Source organism: Mesobacterium pallidum, from assembly GCF_019966535.1.
Classification (GTDB): domain Bacteria; phylum Pseudomonadota; class Alphaproteobacteria; order Rhodobacterales; family Rhodobacteraceae; genus Mesobacterium; species Mesobacterium pallidum.
Map to the genome: position 1 here is coordinate 51,684 of NZ_JAIMID010000005.1, position 16,045 is coordinate 67,728.

At 67.7% G+C, this 16,045-nt stretch carries 19 protein-coding genes; 3 read left to right on the forward strand and 16 right to left on the reverse strand.

Annotated elements, in window-relative coordinates; translation table 11 throughout:
- Window positions 1–2: 2 nt before the first annotated feature.
- From MF270_RS09155 to MF270_RS09230, 16 genes are all read right to left on the reverse strand, one after another.
- Window positions 3–731: an ATP12 family chaperone protein gene (locus MF270_RS09155; RefSeq protein WP_238365574.1), complete on the reverse strand. Its 729-nt coding sequence runs from the start codon at window positions 729–731 to the stop codon at window positions 3–5.
- Window positions 728–1,399 carry an HAD-IA family hydrolase gene (locus MF270_RS09160; RefSeq protein WP_238365575.1) on the reverse strand — a complete coding sequence of 224 codons (672 nt, stop codon included), beginning with the start codon at window positions 1,397–1,399 and terminating at the stop codon, window positions 728–730. The genes MF270_RS09155 and MF270_RS09160 overlap by 4 nt, the downstream gene beginning before the upstream one ends.
- The gene (locus MF270_RS09165) at window positions 1,396–2,445 is read right to left on the reverse strand and encodes an RluA family pseudouridine synthase (protein ID WP_238365576.1); all 1,050 of its coding nucleotides are present in this window, start codon (window positions 2,443–2,445) and stop codon (window positions 1,396–1,398) included. Before MF270_RS09165 ends, MF270_RS09160 begins: the two co-directional genes overlap by 4 nt.
- Window positions 2,442–2,819 carry a fluoride efflux transporter CrcB gene (crcB, locus tag MF270_RS09170; RefSeq protein ID WP_238365577.1) on the reverse strand — a complete coding sequence of 126 codons (378 nt, stop codon included), beginning with the start codon at window positions 2,817–2,819 and terminating at the stop codon, window positions 2,442–2,444. Before crcB ends, MF270_RS09165 begins: the two co-directional genes overlap by 4 nt.
- Window positions 2,820–3,045: 226 nt before the next feature.
- Complete coding sequence (locus tag MF270_RS09175; protein ID WP_238365578.1) at window positions 3,046–4,356, reverse strand: replication-associated recombination protein A; 1,311 nt, start codon at window positions 4,354–4,356, stop codon at window positions 3,046–3,048.
- Window positions 4,356–5,729 (reverse strand): trypsin-like peptidase domain-containing protein, encoded by a 1,374-nt coding sequence (locus MF270_RS09180; RefSeq protein ID WP_238365579.1) that lies wholly within the window; start codon window positions 5,727–5,729, stop codon window positions 4,356–4,358. The genes MF270_RS09175 and MF270_RS09180 overlap by 1 nt, the downstream gene beginning before the upstream one ends.
- Before the next feature lie 145 nt (window positions 5,730–5,874).
- Entirely contained in the window at window positions 5,875–6,720 is an 846-nt protein-coding gene (locus tag MF270_RS09185) for an arsenate reductase/protein-tyrosine-phosphatase family protein (protein WP_238365580.1), read from the reverse strand.
- A 133-nt stretch (window positions 6,721–6,853) separates the two neighbouring features.
- Entirely contained in the window at window positions 6,854–7,273 is a 420-nt protein-coding gene (rplQ, locus tag MF270_RS09190) for a 50S ribosomal protein L17 (protein WP_238365581.1), read from the reverse strand.
- A 263-nt stretch (window positions 7,274–7,536) separates the two neighbouring features.
- Window positions 7,537–8,553 carry a DNA-directed RNA polymerase subunit alpha gene (locus MF270_RS09195; RefSeq protein WP_238365582.1) on the reverse strand — a complete coding sequence of 339 codons (1,017 nt, stop codon included), beginning with the start codon at window positions 8,551–8,553 and terminating at the stop codon, window positions 7,537–7,539.
- Window positions 8,554–8,674: 121 nt separating this feature from the next.
- On the reverse strand, window positions 8,675–9,067 hold the full coding sequence (gene rpsK / locus MF270_RS09200) for a 30S ribosomal protein S11 (protein WP_238365583.1): 393 nt from the start codon (window positions 9,065–9,067) through the stop codon (window positions 8,675–8,677).
- Between the two features lie 15 nt (window positions 9,068–9,082).
- Window positions 9,083–9,451, reverse strand: coding sequence for a 30S ribosomal protein S13 (gene rpsM / locus MF270_RS09205; RefSeq protein ID WP_238365584.1), 369 nt, complete (start codon window positions 9,449–9,451; stop codon window positions 9,083–9,085).
- Between the two features lie 210 nt (window positions 9,452–9,661).
- Complete coding sequence (locus MF270_RS09210) at window positions 9,662–9,856, reverse strand: hypothetical protein (RefSeq protein WP_238365585.1); 195 nt, start codon at window positions 9,854–9,856, stop codon at window positions 9,662–9,664.
- Between the two features lie 32 nt (window positions 9,857–9,888).
- Complete coding sequence (locus MF270_RS09215) at window positions 9,889–10,533, reverse strand: adenylate kinase (RefSeq protein ID WP_238365586.1); 645 nt, start codon at window positions 10,531–10,533, stop codon at window positions 9,889–9,891.
- A complete protein-coding gene (gene secY / locus MF270_RS09220; protein WP_238365587.1) occupies window positions 10,530–11,894 on the reverse strand; it encodes a preprotein translocase subunit SecY in 1,365 nt (454 codons plus the stop codon). Before secY ends, MF270_RS09215 begins: the two co-directional genes overlap by 4 nt.
- A 109-nt stretch (window positions 11,895–12,003) precedes the next feature.
- Window positions 12,004–12,474 carry a 50S ribosomal protein L15 gene (gene rplO / locus MF270_RS09225; RefSeq protein ID WP_238365588.1) on the reverse strand — a complete coding sequence of 157 codons (471 nt, stop codon included), beginning with the start codon at window positions 12,472–12,474 and terminating at the stop codon, window positions 12,004–12,006.
- Window positions 12,475–12,630: 156 nt separating this feature from the next.
- Complete coding sequence (locus MF270_RS09230) at window positions 12,631–13,350, reverse strand: gamma-glutamylcyclotransferase (RefSeq protein WP_238365589.1); 720 nt, start codon at window positions 13,348–13,350, stop codon at window positions 12,631–12,633.
- Window positions 13,351–13,545: 195 nt separating this feature from the next.
- Between MF270_RS09230 and MF270_RS09235 the strand changes: the two genes are divergently transcribed.
- The 3 genes from MF270_RS09235 (at window position 13,546) to MF270_RS09245 (ending at window position 15,931) form a co-directional block, all read left to right on the forward strand.
- Complete coding sequence (locus MF270_RS09235; protein WP_238365590.1) at window positions 13,546–14,013, forward strand: Hsp20 family protein; 468 nt, start codon at window positions 13,546–13,548, stop codon at window positions 14,011–14,013.
- Between the two features lie 320 nt (window positions 14,014–14,333).
- Window positions 14,334–15,239: a tRNA pseudouridine(55) synthase TruB gene (gene truB, locus MF270_RS09240; protein ID WP_238365591.1), complete on the forward strand. Its 906-nt coding sequence runs from the start codon at window positions 14,334–14,336 to the stop codon at window positions 15,237–15,239.
- Window positions 15,240–15,262: 23 nt separating this feature from the next.
- A complete protein-coding gene (locus MF270_RS09245; protein WP_238365592.1) occupies window positions 15,263–15,931 on the forward strand; it encodes a uracil-DNA glycosylase in 669 nt (222 codons plus the stop codon).
- Window positions 15,932–16,045: the final 114 nt, after the last annotated feature.

The following is a 16,045-nucleotide window of genomic DNA, read 5'->3' on the forward strand; positions in this document are numbered from 1 at the left end:
CGTCAGATTTCGGGCAGCGTCTTGCCGCGAACGAGGTCGAGGAATCGCTTGGCCTGCAGGAACTCGCCGCGCTTGTAGGCCGCTGTTTCCGCGGCCTCTTCGTCGATGCCCCATTGCTCGGCCTGCCAGTCCTCGTCGACGCGGCTGAGGTCCCAGATCTCTTGCGCCGGGGCCACGTCGCGGGCCGCGGCCAGCCCGAGCACGAGAGAGCCGCTCATGGCCACGAGATCGTGAAGCGCCGCAAGCTCGAACGGATCGTGTTCATGGACGATCTCGCGCAGGCGGGCGGTGCTGGTCTCGGGCTGGGCGATGTGCATGACACCGCGTCCGACGTTCAGCGGCGCGCCCAGCGCACGCGCGGCCCAGTCCAGCAGCGGGTCCCAGGCCGCGGCCTGGCGCGCGACCAGCTCGTCAGGGGTCTCGGCGCGGTAGCACAGCAGGTCCGTGCCGCCGTAGTCGGCCAGCATGTCCGCGACCTCGGCGCACTGCACGGCGACCTTGTCGAGCGCGGAATTGGCCGTGCGCGTGCAGGGCATGGTGCCGGGATCGACCTCGCCCTCCTGCGCGTCCCATTCGGCGGCGATGGCCGCGGCCAGGGCGGCCGAGGGCAGCGTCAGCGCGGTCTTGGCCGGGGTCCTGAGCGGCCGCCCGTCCAGCCGCACGGCAAAGCCCTCCGCCTCGGGCACGACCTCGGCCGCTGTCCAGAACCGCTTGCGCTTCCACTCGCTCATGCCTGCCCCCAGATGCCGGAAAGGACGCCGGGCAGCTCGGCCCAGTCGTCCAGGATCGCCTCGGCCGCGCCCAGCGCGCCGCGATCGTGATAGCCCCAGGACACGCCGATCGGCCGGATGCCGGCGGCGCGTCCCATCTCCATGTCGAAACTCGTATCGCCGATGATGACGGCCCGCGCCGAATCGGTGATGCCACCCTCGGCCATGGCCGCGTGCAACATCGACGGATGCGGCTTGGACGGGTGATCGTCGGCGCATTGCAGCGTGAGGAAGCGGTCCCGCAGGCCCAGCTGGTCCATCAGCGCGTCGAGGCCGCGCCGCGACTTGCCCGTGGCCACGCCCAGCAGCGTTTCGGGCTCGGCATGCAGCGCCTCGATCATGGCCAGCGTGCCGGGGTAGAGCACCGGCGCGACCTGGCTTGCGCGCAGGTGCTGGTAGTGGCGCTTGTAGCCCTCGGCGATCACGCCCTGCGTGGCGGGATCGAGATCGGGCGCCAGCCGGGCCACGGCCAGTGGCAGGCTCAGCCCCACGACGCCCAGGATCACCTCGCGCGCGGGTGTTTCCTGCCCGGCGGCGGCAAAGCCTGCCGCCATGCTCTGGGTGATGTCGGCCTGGCTGTCGACCAGCGTGCCGTCCACGTCGAAGATGACCAGCCGCAGGTCGCTCATACCAGGCTCTCGAACGGGTCGTCCGCCGCCAGCGTCTCGTCCCAGCCCAGGGTTTCCCAGGTTTCGGCCATGTGGGACGGCATCGGCGCGATGATGGTCACCGCCTTTTTCGTGATCGGGTGGACGAAGGCCATGCTGCGCGCATGCAGGTGCATCTTGCGGCTGATGATCCCGCCCAGCTGCGCGCCCCAGCCGTCGCCCATGTTCTCCTGCCCGGACCCGCCGTACTTGCCGTCGCCGATGATCGGGTGGCCGATCTCGGCCATGTGCGCGCGCAGCTGGTGCGTGCGGCCCGTCACCGGCTCGAGCGCAACCCAGGACGCGCGGCTGGCCACCCGGTAAAGCGTCGCATAGCGCGTCAGCGCGCGCTTGGCGCCGGGGGTGCTGTCCATGTCGCGCGGGTGCACGGCCTGCATCCTTTCGCCCTCGCCGCCCTTGCCGTGACCGGGCGCCTTGACGAGGCCATAGCGGATCTCGCCCAGGTAGGGCGTCGGCACACCGGCGACCAGCGCCCAGTAGATCTTGCGCGTCTGCTTGTGACGCAGCGCGTCGGTCAGCCCCTTGGCGACCTCGCGCGTGCGCGCAAGCAGCAGGATGCCCGAGGTGTCCTTGTCCAGCCGGTGCACCAGCCGCGGCTTGTCCTCGGCCCCGAAGCGCAGCGCCTCGGCCAGGGCATCGACATGGCGATCCCCCTGCCCCGAGCCGCCCTGCGTCGGCAGGCCCGCCGGCTTGTTGATCGCGATGATGTGGTCGTCCTTCCACAGCACGGCGGATTGCATCATCTTCTCGTCGGCGGCGCTGATCTTGGCCTTGCCCTCGGGCTTGGGCTTGGCGCCGGGCTCGGGCAGCGGCGGAATGCGCACCTCCTGGCCCACCTCGACCCGGGTCGCGGCCTTGACCCGCCCGCCATCGACGCGGATCTCGCCCTTGCGGCACATCTTTTCGATCATGCCCTGGCCAAGATGCGGGAAATGCCGCTTGAGCCAGCGGTCGATGCGCTGGTCGCCGTCCCCCGGCCCCACGGTGATGGTCTGGACCCGGCTCATGCGATGACACTCCGTGCAAGGATCAGGCCGGCAAACAGCGCGGCCAGGGAAAGGACGACCGAAGCGGTCACGTAGGTGGCGGCCAGCCCGACCGCGCCACGTTCATACAGCGTGATGGCGTCGAGCGAGAAGGCCGAGAAGGTGGTGAACCCCCCCAGCAGCCCGGTCATCAGGAACGGCGCGTAGCGGTTGGCGCCGAAATGGCCCAGCAGCACGACGATGCCGCCCATCAGGAACGACCCGACGACGTTGACGGTAAGCGTGCCGTAAGGAAAGCCATGCCCCATCACCCGCACGGCCGCGAGGCCGGTCAGGTAGCGCGCCGTCGCGCCCAGGGCACCGCCCAGCGCCACGTATATCAGGGTGAGGGACATGGGCGTTCCCTTCCACCCCGCGCTGAACTTGTCAAGCGGGCCGGGGGTCTGGGTCGGCTGGCCAAGGGCTTCCTCCTCCCCGCGCGGGGAGGAGGACAGGAGGAGGGGCGCGCAGTCGTGTCTTGCGCATCGCGCAAGGCCGCAATCGAACCTGTGTCTGCGCGCCAGCGCAGTCCGATAGGTCCGGGGCGGCGCATCAGCCCGAATGGGCTGCCTCGCGGCGGGGTCAGCTTTGCCGCTTGACCCGGAGCCGGGCGAAATACTCCACCCGCTTCTTCATCTCGCGCTCGTAGCCGCGATCCACCGGCGTGTAGAAGACCGGGCGCGACATGTCCTCGGGGAAGTAATCCTGCCCCGAGAACGCATCCTCGGCGTCGTGGTCATAGGCATAGCCCTCGCCGTAGCCCTGTTCCTTCATCAGCCCGGTGGGGGCGTTCAGGATATGCTTGGGCGGCGGGGCGCTGCCCGTCTCCTTCGCCCGTTTCCGCGCCGCCTTGTAGGCGACGTAAACCGCGTTCGACTTGGGCGCCAGCGCCAGGTAGACCACCGATTGCGCCAGCGCCAGCTCGCCCTCGGGGCTACCGAGCCGTTCGTAGGTGTTCCAGGCGTCGATGCAGATCGCCTGCGCCTGCGGATCGGCAAGGCCGATGTCCTCGACCGCCATGCGCGTCAGCCGCCGGGCCAGGAAGCGCGGGTCCTCGCCACCCTCCAGCATCCGCGCGAACCAGTATAGCGCCGCATCCGGGTCGCTGCCGCGCACCGATTTGTGCAGCGCCGAGATCAGGTTGTAATGCCCGTCGCCGGACTTGTCGTATTGCGCCGCCCGCCGCATCAGGCGGCTGGTCAGCTCGGCCGTCCCCAGCTTGCCCTTGCCCTTCCAGGCCATCACCTGCTCGATCAGGTTGAGCAGCGCCCGCCCGTCCCCGTCCGCCATCTCGAGCAGCGATTCGCGCGCGTGACCGTCCAGCGGCAGCGCGCGCTCCAGCTCGCGCTCGGCCCGTTGCGCCAGCCGCTCGAGGTCCGCGAGGTCCAGCCGTTCCAGCACCAGCACCTGCGCGCGGCTCAGCACGGCGGCGTTCAGCTCGAACGACGGGTTCTCGGTCGTGGCGCCGACCAGCAGGATCGTCCCGTCCTCCATATGCGGCAGGAACCCGTCCTGCTGCGCCTTGTTGAAGCGGTGGATCTCGTCGACGAAAAGCAGCGTGCCCTGGCCTTGTCGGCGGCGCAGCTTGGCCGCCTCGAACACCTTGCGCAGCTCGGGCACGCCGGTGAAAATCGCGCTGATCTGCACGAAATGCAGGTCGGTCACGTCGGCCAGCAGCCGCGCGATCGTGGTCTTGCCCACCCCCGGCGGCCCCCAGAGGATCAGCGACCCCAGCGAGCCCGCCGCCAGCATCGTCCCGAGCGGCGCCTCGGGCCCCAGCACCTGTTCCTGGCCGATCACCTCGGACAGCGCCTTGGGGCGCAGCCGGTCGGCCAGGGGGCGCGGGCCGCTGCCCTGGCCTTCGCCCTCGAGCGTATCGAAGAGATCGGCCATCAGACGCGGAACGCCAGGCTGACGCGGCGCACCCCACGCTGCACCTCCAGGCGCACGTTGCGCCCGGCCGCCTGGATCGCGGGGCCGACCTGCGACGGTTCGGTGATCTCCACCCCGTCGATGGCCAGGATCACGTCACCGCGCGACAGCCCCACGCGGGGGCCATAGGGGCCGGGGTCGGTCACCACCACGCCGCCTTCCATCAGCGGCAGGCCAAGATCCACGATCAGCCGGGGATTGACCTTGGCGACGGTCAGGCCGACCAGTACCTCGGATTCGCCCAGCACGGTAAAGCGCGGCGCGGGTTCGTTCGGCGGGGCGATCAGCTCGACCGCGATATCGGTCGCGTCGCCGTCCCGGACCCGCGTGACCGTGGCCGTGGCGCCAAGCCCCGCGACGGTCATGCGGTAGATCATCTCGGGCGCGGTGTTCACCGGCTGGCCATCCACGGCCGCGATCACGTCGCCGGGTTCAAACCCCGCCGCGCGGAAGGGGCTGGTCGCCGTCAGGTCCGAGATGACGATCCCGCCGGGTCGCGCCAGCCCCAGCCCCTCGGCCAGGTCCGCATCGACGCTTTGCCCCGCCATCCCCGCCCAGGGCCGTTCGAACCGGTCGCGGCCCGCCTCGGCCTGGCGCAGGAACTCTGCCACCAGCGAGGCGGGGATGGCAAACCCGATCCCGTTGGAGCCGCCCGAGCGCGACAGGATCGAGGTGTTGATACCCAGAAGGTCCCCGTTCACGTCGACCAGCGCACCGCCGGAGTTGCCCGGGTTGATCGGTGCATCGGTCTGGAGGAAGTAGCCCCGCGCATTGCCCGTCGCCGTGCCTGTCCGCGCCAGCCCCGACACGATGCCCGAGGTCACGGTCTGCCCGACGCCGAATGGGTTGCCGATGGCCAGCACCAGCTCTCCGACCTCGACCGTGTCGCTGTCACGCAGGTCCAGTGCAGGCAGGTCGCCGCCGTCGATCCGCAGCACGGCCAGGTCGCTTTCCTCGTCGGCCAGCACCAGCTCGGCCCGGTATTCGCGCTGGTCGTTCAGCACCACGCGGATGTCGGTCGCCTGCCCGACCACGTGGTAATTCGACACCACCAGCCCCGCGCCATCGACGATCACGCCCGAGCCGAGAGAGTTCTGCACCCGCGGCCGCGTGTCGCCGAAATCGCGGAAAAAGTCGCGGAAGAAGGGATCGTCGGCAAAGGGCGAGCGCCGCTCGTTGACCACGCGGCTGGCGTAGATGTTGACCACGGCGGGGGCGGCCTGTTTCACCACCGGCACGAAGCCCATCGCGATCTCGGCGCCACTTTGCGGCACGCGGGTCTCGGCCCCGGCGGGCAGGGCAAGGCACAACAGGATCAGCGCGGCACGGATCATCGGGCGGGTCCTTTCCGGGAAGTCAGGCCCGATATGATCCCCGCCCCCGCCGATTGCAAGCCGCCGGGCCGGATGACGGGTCGGCCGGCTCGCCCGATCTGGCCACAGGATCGCCCCCGAACCGCTGTGCCAGGCTGTGATGGCGTCAGGCGTCGGCCGCGCTGTCACGCGCCGCCAAGGCATCCACCGCGCGCTGCAGCGACATTCTGTCGAGCGTGTCAAGCGGCAAGGCCGTGAAAGCGAGGATACGGTTGCGCAGCGCGCCGTATGCCTGCTGGAAGGCGAGGCTTTTTTCGGCATCGCTGCCCGTCGCCTTGACGGGATCCGGCATGCCCCAATGGGCACTGATCGGCTGCCCGGCCCAAGCCGGGCACTCCTCGTTCGCGGCACGATCGCAGACGGTGAAGACAAAGTCGAACCGGGGCGCGTCCGGCCCCTGGAACTCCGCCACGTTCTTGGCACGTAGCTGGCTGATGTCGTGCCCTTTCTGCCGGAGCACCTCGAGCGCGAAAGGGTTCAGCTCGGAATAGGGCCGCGTGCCGGCTGAACGGACGTCGAAGCGGTCGCCACCTTCGCGCCGGAGCAGCGACTCGGCAAAGATCGACCGGGCCGAATTGCCGGTGCAGATGAAGAGTACGGTGTACGGACGGTCAGTCATGGGATCGGACTCCGGGTCGCGCGTTATGGCGGGCAGGTCGCAAGGGCTCAGGCGGCCCCGGCAGCAGTCAGTAAGAAGGTAGTCGAAGGTGTCCCGTACGGCCGGAACGTCGACGGTGTAGCGCAATGAGGTGCCGCGCCGGTCCTGCACGATCAGCCCGGCGGTCGTCAGCGCCGACAGGTAAGCCGACAGGGTCGACGGCCGGATATCCAGAACGGCGCCTATTTCACCGGCCGGGACGCGGTCGGGATGGCGCCGCATGAGCAGCCGGAAGATGGCGAGTCGCTGCGGATGGGCGAGGGCGGCGAGGCAGGCGAGTGTCTCTATTTCCATATTTCCGGAATATTGGAAATATTGCCCGCTTGGAAGGCGGATTCCACACATGTCACGGGGCCGTTACATAGAAAAACCCCCGCCGGTCGGACCGGCGGGGGCGTCGAAACCGTCGCAGCCTTGCGGCCGGCGATTAATCTTCCAGTGCCTCTTCGGCAGCCAGGCGCTCGCGGTCGGCAAGGCCCTTGGCTTCGGGGTCGCGGTCGACCAGCTCGATGATGGCCATCGGGGCCATGTCGCCGTAGCGGAAGCCGGCCTTCAGCACGCGGGTGTAGCCACCCGGACGCTCGGCGTAGCGCGGGCCGAGAACGTCGAAGAGCTTGGCGACAAGCTTGTCCTGCTTGAGCTGGGCCGCGGCCTGCCGGCGCGAATGCAGGTCGCCGCGCTTGCCGAGGGTGATCAGCTTGTCGACGATGCGCTTGAGCTCTTTCGCCTTGGGCAGCGTGGTCTTGATCTGTTCGTGTTCGATGAGCGAACCGGCCATGTTGGCCCAGAGGGCCTTGCGGTGTTCATGGGTGCGGTTCAGGCGGCGGTAGCCAGATGCGTGACGCATGGTGTGTCTCCGAATGTGCCCTCTACGGGCGGTTTTGCTTTGTCTGGCCGGCGATGCGTGTCACCGACTCTCCTTGGGGTAAGCGTCGCCCCCGGGGCGGCGCGTTACCCGATAGTCGTCCGCCCTTGGGCGGGCGATGAAAGGGCAAGCGTCCATTCAGACCACTTACCCCCTCCCCCTATCCCGGCCTCCGCGTTGATCGGAGGGCGGGGGTGGGCGGGTGGGCCGACCTCCGATCAATGCGGAGGCCGGCCCACCAATGCTCAGAAGCTGTCTTCGAACTTCTTGGCCAGGTCTTCGATGTTGTCCGGCGGCCAGTCCTCGACATCCATGCCAAGGTGCAGGCCCATGCCCGACAGCACTTCCTTGATCTCGTTCAGCGACTTGCGGCCAAAGTTCGGGGTGCGGAGCATCTCGGCTTCGGTTTTCTGGATGAGATCGCCGATGTAGACGATGTTGTCGTTCTTCAGGCAGTTCGCCGACCGGACCGACAGTTCCAGCTCGTCCACCTTCTTGAGGAGGAGCGGGTTGAACTCGAGACCATCATCGTCGTCGTGACGCTGGGCCGATTCCGGCTCGTCGAAGTTGACGAAGATCGACAGCTGGTCCTGCAGGATGCGCGCGGCATAGGCCACGGCGTCCTCGGGGGTGACAGACCCGTCGGTTTCGATCTTCATGGTCAGCTTGTCATAATCCAGCACCTGGCCCTCACGGGTCGGCTGCACGTCGTACGACACCTTCTTGACCGGCGAGTAGATCGCGTCGATCGGGATCAGGCCGATGGGCGCGTCTTCCGGCTTGTTCTTGTCGGCGGCGACATAGCCCTTGCCGGTGTTCACGGTCAGTTCCATGAACAGGTCGGCACCATCGTCGAGGTGGCAGATCACGTGATCGCGGTTCAGCACCTCGATGCCGGCGGTCTCGTTGATGTCACCGGCGGTGACGACCGTCGGGCCCTTGGCGTTGATCGACAGGCGCTTGGGCCCTTCGACTTCCATCCGCAGGCTGACGCCCTTGAGGTTCAGGACCACGTCCGTCACGTCCTCGCGCACACCGGCGACCGAGGAAAACTCGTGCAGCACGTTGTCGATCTGCACGCTGGTGATGGCGGCGCCCTGCAGCGACGACATCAGCACGCGGCGCAGCGCGTTGCCGAGCGTCAGGCCGAAACCCCGCTCGAGCGGTTCTGCGACGACAGTTGCCTGGCGGGTCGGGTCGTTGCCCGGCTTCACCTCCAGCTGCGTCGGCTTGATCAGTTCAGCCCAGTTCTTGTGGATCATGCGGTGCCTCCATTCCTGTCTTCCTGCCCATGTCCCAAGCTGGAAGACGCCCGAGGATAAAAACGACAGCATGGGGCCGTGCGGAATTGGTGCACGGCCCCATGCGGAAAATCCAAGTCGATCAGACGCGGCGACGCTTCGGGGGGCGGCAGCCGTTATGTGCGATCGGCGTGACGTCACGGATCGAGGTGATGTTGAAGCCGACGGCGGCCAGCGCGCGCAGCGCCGATTCGCGGCCAGAGCCGGGGCCCTGGACTTCGACTTCGAGGGTCTTCACACCGTGTTCCTGCGCCTTCTTGCCGGCATCTTCGGCGGCGAGCTGGGCGGCATAGGGGGTCGACTTGCGCGAACCCTTGAAGCCCATGGTGCCGGCCGAGGACCACGCGATCGCGTTGCCCTGCACGTCCGAGATCAGGATCTTGGTGTTGTTGAAGCTGGAGTTCACATGTGCGACGCCAGCTGCGATGTTCTTGGAGACCTTTTTCTTGCCCCCACGACGGGTATCACGTGCCATTGGTGCGGACCTCCCTTACTTCTTCTTGCCGGCGATGGGCTTTGCGGGGCCCTTGCGCGTGCGTGCGTTGGTGTGGGTCCGCTGGCCGCGGACGGGGAGGTTGCGGCGATGGCGCAGGCCACGGTAGCAGCCAAGGTCCATCAGGCGCTTGATGTTCATCTGCGTTTCGCGACGCAGGTCACCTTCGACGGTGTAGTTGGCGTCGATGTGTTCGCGGATGGCGAGGACTTCGGCGTCCGAGAGCTCGTTCACGCGACGGGCCGCGTCGATGCCGACGGCTTCGCAGATGCTCTTGGCCGAGGTATGGCCGATTCCGGTGATGTAGGTCAGCGCGATCGGAACGCGCTTGGCAGTCGGGATGTTGACGCCGGCGATACGTGCCACGTGTCGTTTCCTTTTCGTTGCGGTTCCGTGATGCCGGAACCTTTTTTCACAACTGAGGCCCGAAGCGTTCCGCCACGGGCCATTCGTCGATCAGGTGGTCTTGCGTGCGGGGCGCGACCCCGGTTGCAATCGGTGATTCCCTTTCGGGATGGTGCGCTTTATGGGGATTCGGAGGGAGGGTCAAGGGGGGCTCGGGATTGCGACCCGTCACTAGTCCCACAGGCTGGGTTCACAGACCTTCCGGCGCATCCCCTCGTGGTCGAGATACCGATCCGAGGTCCAATCGCTGTAGAGGTCGATACGCGTGTTCACGCTCTCGACGATCGTCCCGCCGATGTACCCAAGAATAAGGCCGGCGATTGCACCAACCGCCAGCCCGCCCGCGAACCCGAAGGCCCTGCGCATGATCCTGGACGCAAGATCCCCGGACCCCTTGGTCACCCGTCCAGCGCGGCCGCGATGTCGCCCTTGACGGTGTCGATCTCGCCCAGCCCGTTGACGAAGGTCAGCTGGCCCTTGGCATAGTAGTAGCCGATCAGCGGCGAGGTCTTCTTGTAATATTCCATCAGCCGGGTCTTGAGGCTATCGGCATTGTCATCCGCGCGGCGCTTGAACTCGGTCCCGCCGCAGGTGGTGCACTTGCCGTCCTCGGGGATCGGCTTGGTGATGTCGTTGTAGACCTCACCGCAGGTGCCGCAGGTCGACCGGGCTGTGATGCGCTCGACCAGCGCGTCGTCGTTCACCCGCATCTCGATGACGGCGTCCAGGTTCTGGCCGGTCTCGTGCAGCAGGTCGCCCAGCGCGTCGGCCTGGGGCAGCGTGCGCGGGAAGCCGTCGAAGATGAACCCGCCCTCGGAGCCGATCTGGATCTGCTCGCGGATCAGGCCGATCACGATCTCGTCCGTCACCAGCTCTCCGGCGTCCATGATGGCGGCAACCTTCTGCCCCATCTCGGTGCCCGAGGTGCGCGCGGCGCGCAGCATGTCCCCGGTCGAAAGCTGCTTCATACCGCGTTCCTCTTCGAGGATACGCGCCTGCGTCCCTTTGCCCGCCCCCGGCGGTCCAAGCAGAATAATGTTCATCGACGTGCGGGCCCCCGTTTCGCCTTTTTCTTCCCTGTCCGTCCACGCAGCTGCGACTTCTGGATCAGCCCCTCGTACTGGTGGGCCAGAAGATGCGACTGCGCCTGCTGGATCGTGTCCATGGTCACGGACACGACGATCAGCACCGAAGTGCCCCCGAAATAAAAGGGGATGGCCAGTTGTCCACGCAGAACTTCGGGCAAGAGACAAACTGCCGCAAGGTAGGCCGAGCCCAGCACCAGCACGCGGCTGACGACATACTCGAGGTAATCGGCGGTTTTCTTGCCCGGACGGATGCCCGGCACAAAGCCGTTCTGGTTCTTCAGGTTGTCCGCCACCTCGTCCGGCTTGAAGCTGACGTTGTAGGTGTAGAAATACGCGAAGAACACGATCATGGCCGCGAAGAACAGCAGGTAAAGCGGCTGTCCGGGGCCCATGTAGGCCGCGATGGTCGACAGCACCGGACCCGAGCTGGTGCCCGAGAAGGTCGCGATCGTGGTCGGCAGCAGCAGCAGCGAGCTGGCAAAGATCGCCGGAATCACGCCGGCCGGGTTGACCTTGATCGGCAGGTGCGACGACTGGCCTTCCATCACCTTCATGCCCACCTGGCGGCGGGGATACTGGATGTGGATCTTGCGCAGCGCGCGTTCCATGAACACGACGAAGGCTATGAGGCCCACGATCATCACGATCACGCCGACGATGACGGCCGGGCTGATGGCGCCCGAGCGGCCCGAGGCAAGGAACTGCGCCAGCGCGGCCGGGATCTCGGCGATGATGCCGACGAAGATGATCAGCGAGATGCCGTTGCCGATGCCGCGCGCGGTGATCTGTTCGCCCAGCCACATCAGGAACATCGTCCCGCCGACCAGGGTGATCATGGTCGAGGCGCGGAAGAACAGGCCCGGATCATGCGCCAGCTCGCCGGCCTCGAGGCTGACGGCCAGGCCGTAGGACTGGACCACGGCCAGCAGCACCGTGCCGTAGCGGGTGTACTGGTTGATCTTCTTGCGGCCCTGCTCGCCCTCTTTCTTGAGCTGTTCGAGCGCGGGCACCATCGAGGTCAGCAGTTGCACGATGATCGAGGCCGAGATGTAGGGCATGATGCCAAGGGCAAAGATGCCCATGCGGCCCAGCGCGCCCCCGGTGAACATCGAGACCATGCCGCCGATGCCCTGGCCCGCCTGCTCCATGAATTCGCGCAGCGCGGCGCCGTCGATGCCGGGAACAGGGATGAACGTCCCCAGCCGGTAGACGATCAGCAGGCCGAGCGTGAAGATGATGCGGTTGCGCAGGTCGGTCGCCTTGCCGAGCGCGGCCCAGCTGGTGTTGGCCGCCATCTGTTCTGCTGCAGATACCATGCGGTGTCCTCTATGTGAAACGCCGCCGGAACCGTGTTCCCGGCTCCGGCGGCGTCAGTTCGGAAAACTGGTCGGATATGTAAGGGGCGCCGCGGCCCCTCACAACCACTTATTCGGCGGCTTGCGCTGCCGTGACCGTCAGGGAGCCGCCAGCCTTGGCAACGGCGTCCACGGCCGCCTGCGAGGCGCCGGTGACGGTGATGGTCGCGGCCGAGCTCAGCTCGCCCTTGGCCAGGACGCGGATGCCGTCCAGCTTGCGGCGCACGGCGCCCGAGGCGATCAGCGCGTCTTCGGTCACGTTGGCGGCGTCCAGCTTGCCTGCTTCGATGAACTTCTGGATGATGCCCAGGTTCACGACGGCATAGGCCTTGCGGTTCGGCTTGTTGAAGCCGCGCTTGGGCAGACGCTGGTACAGCGGCATCTGGCCGCCCTCGTAGCCCTTGATGGCCACGCCCGAGCGGGATTTCTGACCCTTGATACCGCGGCCTGCGGTCTTGCCCTTGCCCGAACCGGGGCCGCGGGCAACGCGTTTCTTGGTCCGGGTTGCGCCCGGGTTGTCACAGAGCTCGTGAAGTTTCATGTCGCTTCTCCTCTGCCGGAAGCGCCCCCGAAGCGATGTGGGACGAACACGGCGTATCACGGTTGTCGATTCTGGCCCCTTGCGGAGCACCGGGGGCGTATAGACCCGACCGCCCCCCGGATCAAGCCCGATCCTCCGGCCCGGCCTCGGCCTGTCTCAGCCGGCAAAGGCCTGCACGTCGCGCCAGAGCCGTGCGATCTCGGGGTCATCGATGCGCATCGCCTCGAAATGCGCCACGACATTGGCCAGGTAGTCGCGGTTGCTGCCGAGAAAGCCGCGCGCGGTGGCAATGATGCGCACCTGCTCGGCATGGGCCAGGTGCTGGATGCTGTCCGAGCCGTGATCGGCGACGAAGGTCAGCGCCTCGACCGGCCCCTGCGCGGTCTCGGCGGTGACGAAGGCGGCGTTGTAGCCTTCGGCGATCATCTCGCGCCGCCACAGGAACTCGGTCTCGCGGTCGACGATCCCGGCCGGGATGCGCATGACCAGCCCGTCGCAGGCCGGGCCGGCGTCCAGCGCCGCCTGCAGGCCCGGCGCCTCGACCGTGCCGCGCCCGCCCTCGTCGACCAGGCAGAAGCGCCGGGCATGCCCCTCGATCCGCGCCCGCCGGACCTCGTCGAAAAGGATGCCGGGGTTCCACATCAGCGAGCCATAGGCAAAGATCCAGAGCGGCTGGTCCAACCGACCCGCCAGGGCCGCCTGCCGCGTCACCTCGCGTTCGTCGTCCGGCAGGCGCCAGTCCTCGGGCATCCCCGCCTCGGCCAGCATGCGGTCCATTTCCTTCAGATCGAGGTCGCGGAAAAAGCTCGTCTCCGGGTCCTCGACCAGCGGGGCGAGGTTCGGATGGTGGCGAAAGGCGGTCGGATCAAGCGGCATTCAGGCGTCCCGGGTCTGCAACCGCACCACCCTCGCGCCCCTGCGACGCGATGGCAAGCCCGGGGTCTTGAAACCCCGCGTCCCTGTTCCCAGATCAATCCTGCGACGGTGCCCGAACGGGGCCGTGGCAAAGCGGCTCGGCCCAAGGATGGGGGAGCCGACGACATAAACGGTATCGCTCAATGGAGGATTCCCATGCGCAGCTTCGATCTCGCACCCTTTTACCGGTCGACCGTCGGGTTCGACCAGATTGCCGACCTGATGGACCGGGTTCTGACCCAGGACGTCGGCCAGCAGACCTACCCGCCCTACAACATCGAAAAAACCGATGAGGATTCCTGGCGCATCTCGATCGCCGTGGCCGGCTTCTCGGGCGATGACCTGTCGGTCGAGGTCAAGGATAAGGCGCTCGTCGTCTCGGCCCGCAAGGCCGACGAGGGCTCGCAGCGCAGCTACCTGCACCGCGGCATTGCCACCCGCGCCTTCGAACGGCGCTTCCATCTCGCCGACCACGTGCGCGTGACCGGGGCGAGCCATGTGGACGGCATGCTGCACATCGACCTCGAACGGGAAATTCCGGAGGCGCTGAAGCCGCGTCGGATCGCGATCGCCAAGCAGGGCGTGACCGAGAAGGACGTGGTCGACGCCAAGGCCGTCAACTGACCCTGCCACCCAAGGCTATCTCTTGACGTCCGGCCCCCGGCGCGCACCCCCCTGCGCCGGGGCGTTCTGACGCCTGCCCGACGGCGGCAGGCAACCTCTCCCGATGCCCGCATCACTGCCGCGTCGGAGCCGGCCGGCGGCCCCCCGTGGCGCGCCGACCGGATCACATCCCCCCGTCTTCATTGTTTTGAAAATACCTCGGGGGACGTCACCAAAGGTGACGGCGGGCAGCGCCCCCTCCGACGCCCGCCCCAAGACGCGCCCATTGACCGCAGCGCCCCGCTTCGCTACCCCGCCGGTCCTGAAACGGAGGGCCTCGCATGGCACGCAAGAAGAAAGGCCGCGACATTTCCGGCTGGCTGGTGATCGACAAGCCGGCGGGGATCACCTCGACCTCGGTGGTGAACAAGGTCCGCTGGGCGATGAACGCCAACAAGGCCGGCCACGCGGGCACCCTCGACCCCGAGGCCACCGGCGTGCTCGCCGTCGCATTGGGCGAGGCGACAAAGACCGTCCCCTACATCACCGACGCGCTCAAGGCCTACCGCTTTACCGTGCGGCTGGGACAGGCGACCAATACCGACGATGCCGAGGGCCAAGTCATCGCGTCCAGCGACACCCGCCCCACGGACGACCAGATCAAGGACGCACTCGGCAGCTTCGTCGGCGACATCATGCAGGTCCCGCCCCAGTTCAGCGCGGTCAAGATCGACGGCGAACGCGCCTACAAGCTGGCCCGCGAGGGCGAAGAACTCGAGATCGCCGCCCGCCCGCTCTGGGTCGAGGAATTGCTGCTGACCGGCCGCCCCGATGCCGACCATGTCGAGCTCGAGATGACCTGCGGCAAGGGCGGCTACGTCCGCGCCATCGCGCGCGATCTCGGCGAAAAGCTCGGCTGCTATGGCCACGTGTTGCAGCTGCGCCGGATCTGGTCCGGCCCGTTCGAGGCCGAGGACGGGCTGAGCCTCGAGACCGTCGAGTCGCTGGCCCGCACGCCCGAACTCGACGCGCACCTCTTGCCGCTGGAAACCGGCCTCGCCGACCTGCCCGAGATGCGCGCCACCCCCGATGGCGCCGTGCGCCTGCGCAACGGCAACCCCGGCACGGTGATCGGCGCGGCGCTGGAATTCGGTGAGGAATGCTGGGCCAGCCTCGACGGCCGCGCCGTGGCCGTGGGCATCTATCGCGGCGGCGAGCTGCACCCAAGCCGCGTGTTCAACCAATGACCCCGGCGGCGTTCGCCAAGCTGATGCGCGACACACCCGCGCCGGCGGGCTGCGTGAACCCCTACGACGTGCATGTCCCCGGCGTCGATGCCTTCGCCGGGGCCAGCGCCCAACGCACAGCGCAACTCGAGGCGTATCTCGCGCACCGCGTGGATACCGCCCGCGTGCTGCTGGTGGCCGAGGCGCCGGGCTACCAGGGCGCGCGCTTTTCCGGCATCGCCATGACCTGCGAACGCACGCTGGCGGGGCAGAAGGAGGGCGTGCCGCTGTCGGCCGTCTTCGGCGACAGCTTCACCCCCCGCCGCACCTCGGACCCGGCCGTCGCCCGCAACGCGCCGGAACGGGCGCACGGGTTTTCCGAACCCACCGCCTCGATCGTCTGGCGCGAGCTGGTGGCGCATGACGCCACCCGCGCGGCAGTGCTGTGGAACGTTTTTCCCTACCACCCCTGCAAGCCCGGCCAGCCGCTGACCAACCGCACCCCGACCCCGGCCGAGGTCGCCGCGCGGATGGAGCTGCTGCACGCCTTCCTGGCGGTCTTCCAGGGCCGGCAGATCATCGCCATCGGCAACACCGCCCGCGATCACCTGGCCCAGGCGGGTCTCACGGCCCCCGCCGTGCGCCACCCGGCCAATGGCGGCGCGGGCAAGTTCCGGGCCGGCCTGCGCGAGATCCTGGCCACCGCCGGTTAACCGGTTTCCGGGATAGCGGTTGATCCGACTCGCCTTTCGGTCGCAATGTCCCGCGCGGATGTGCGTGCCCATGCGGCGTGGCGCCATACTCTCGCGCACGGGTCAAAGGTATTT

Bases quoted from the DNA above. Each gene is read 5' to 3' on its own strand.
- MF270_RS09155 (WP_238365574.1), bottom strand. From the start codon at position 731: ATGAGCGAGTGGAAGCGCAAGCGGTTCTGGACAGCGGCCGAGGTCGTG.
- MF270_RS09160 (WP_238365575.1), bottom strand. From the start codon at position 1,399: ATGAGCGACCTGCGGCTGGTCATCTTCGACGTGGACGGCACGCTGGTC.
- MF270_RS09165 (WP_238365576.1), bottom strand. From the start codon at position 2,445: ATGAGCCGGGTCCAGACCATCACCGTGGGGCCGGGGGACGGCGACCAG.
- crcB (WP_238365577.1), bottom strand. From the start codon at position 2,819: ATGTCCCTCACCCTGATATACGTGGCGCTGGGCGGTGCCCTGGGCGCG.
- MF270_RS09175 (WP_238365578.1), bottom strand. From the start codon at position 4,356: ATGGCCGATCTCTTCGATACGCTCGAGGGCGAAGGCCAGGGCAGCGGC.
- MF270_RS09180 (WP_238365579.1), bottom strand. From the start codon at position 5,729: ATGATCCGTGCCGCGCTGATCCTGTTGTGCCTTGCCCTGCCCGCCGGG.
- MF270_RS09185 (WP_238365580.1), bottom strand. From the start codon at position 6,720: ATGGAAATAGAGACACTCGCCTGCCTCGCCGCCCTCGCCCATCCGCAG.
- rplQ (WP_238365581.1), bottom strand. From the start codon at position 7,273: ATGCGTCACGCATCTGGCTACCGCCGCCTGAACCGCACCCATGAACAC.
- MF270_RS09195 (WP_238365582.1), bottom strand. From the start codon at position 8,553: ATGATCCACAAGAACTGGGCTGAACTGATCAAGCCGACGCAGCTGGAG.
- rpsK (WP_238365583.1), bottom strand. From the start codon at position 9,067: ATGGCACGTGATACCCGTCGTGGGGGCAAGAAAAAGGTCTCCAAGAAC.
- MF270_RS09210 (WP_238365585.1), bottom strand. From the start codon at position 9,856: ATGCGCAGGGCCTTCGGGTTCGCGGGCGGGCTGGCGGTTGGTGCAATC.
- MF270_RS09215 (WP_238365586.1), bottom strand. From the start codon at position 10,533: ATGAACATTATTCTGCTTGGACCGCCGGGGGCGGGCAAAGGGACGCAG.
- secY (WP_238365587.1), bottom strand. From the start codon at position 11,894: ATGGTATCTGCAGCAGAACAGATGGCGGCCAACACCAGCTGGGCCGCG.
- rplO (WP_238365588.1), bottom strand. From the start codon at position 12,474: ATGAAACTTCACGAGCTCTGTGACAACCCGGGCGCAACCCGGACCAAG.
- MF270_RS09230 (WP_238365589.1), bottom strand. From the start codon at position 13,350: ATGCCGCTTGATCCGACCGCCTTTCGCCACCATCCGAACCTCGCCCCG.
- MF270_RS09235 (WP_238365590.1), top strand. From the start codon at position 13,546: ATGCGCAGCTTCGATCTCGCACCCTTTTACCGGTCGACCGTCGGGTTC.
- truB (WP_238365591.1), top strand. From the start codon at position 14,334: ATGGCACGCAAGAAGAAAGGCCGCGACATTTCCGGCTGGCTGGTGATC.
- MF270_RS09245 (WP_238365592.1), top strand. From the start codon at position 15,263: ATGCGCGACACACCCGCGCCGGCGGGCTGCGTGAACCCCTACGACGTG.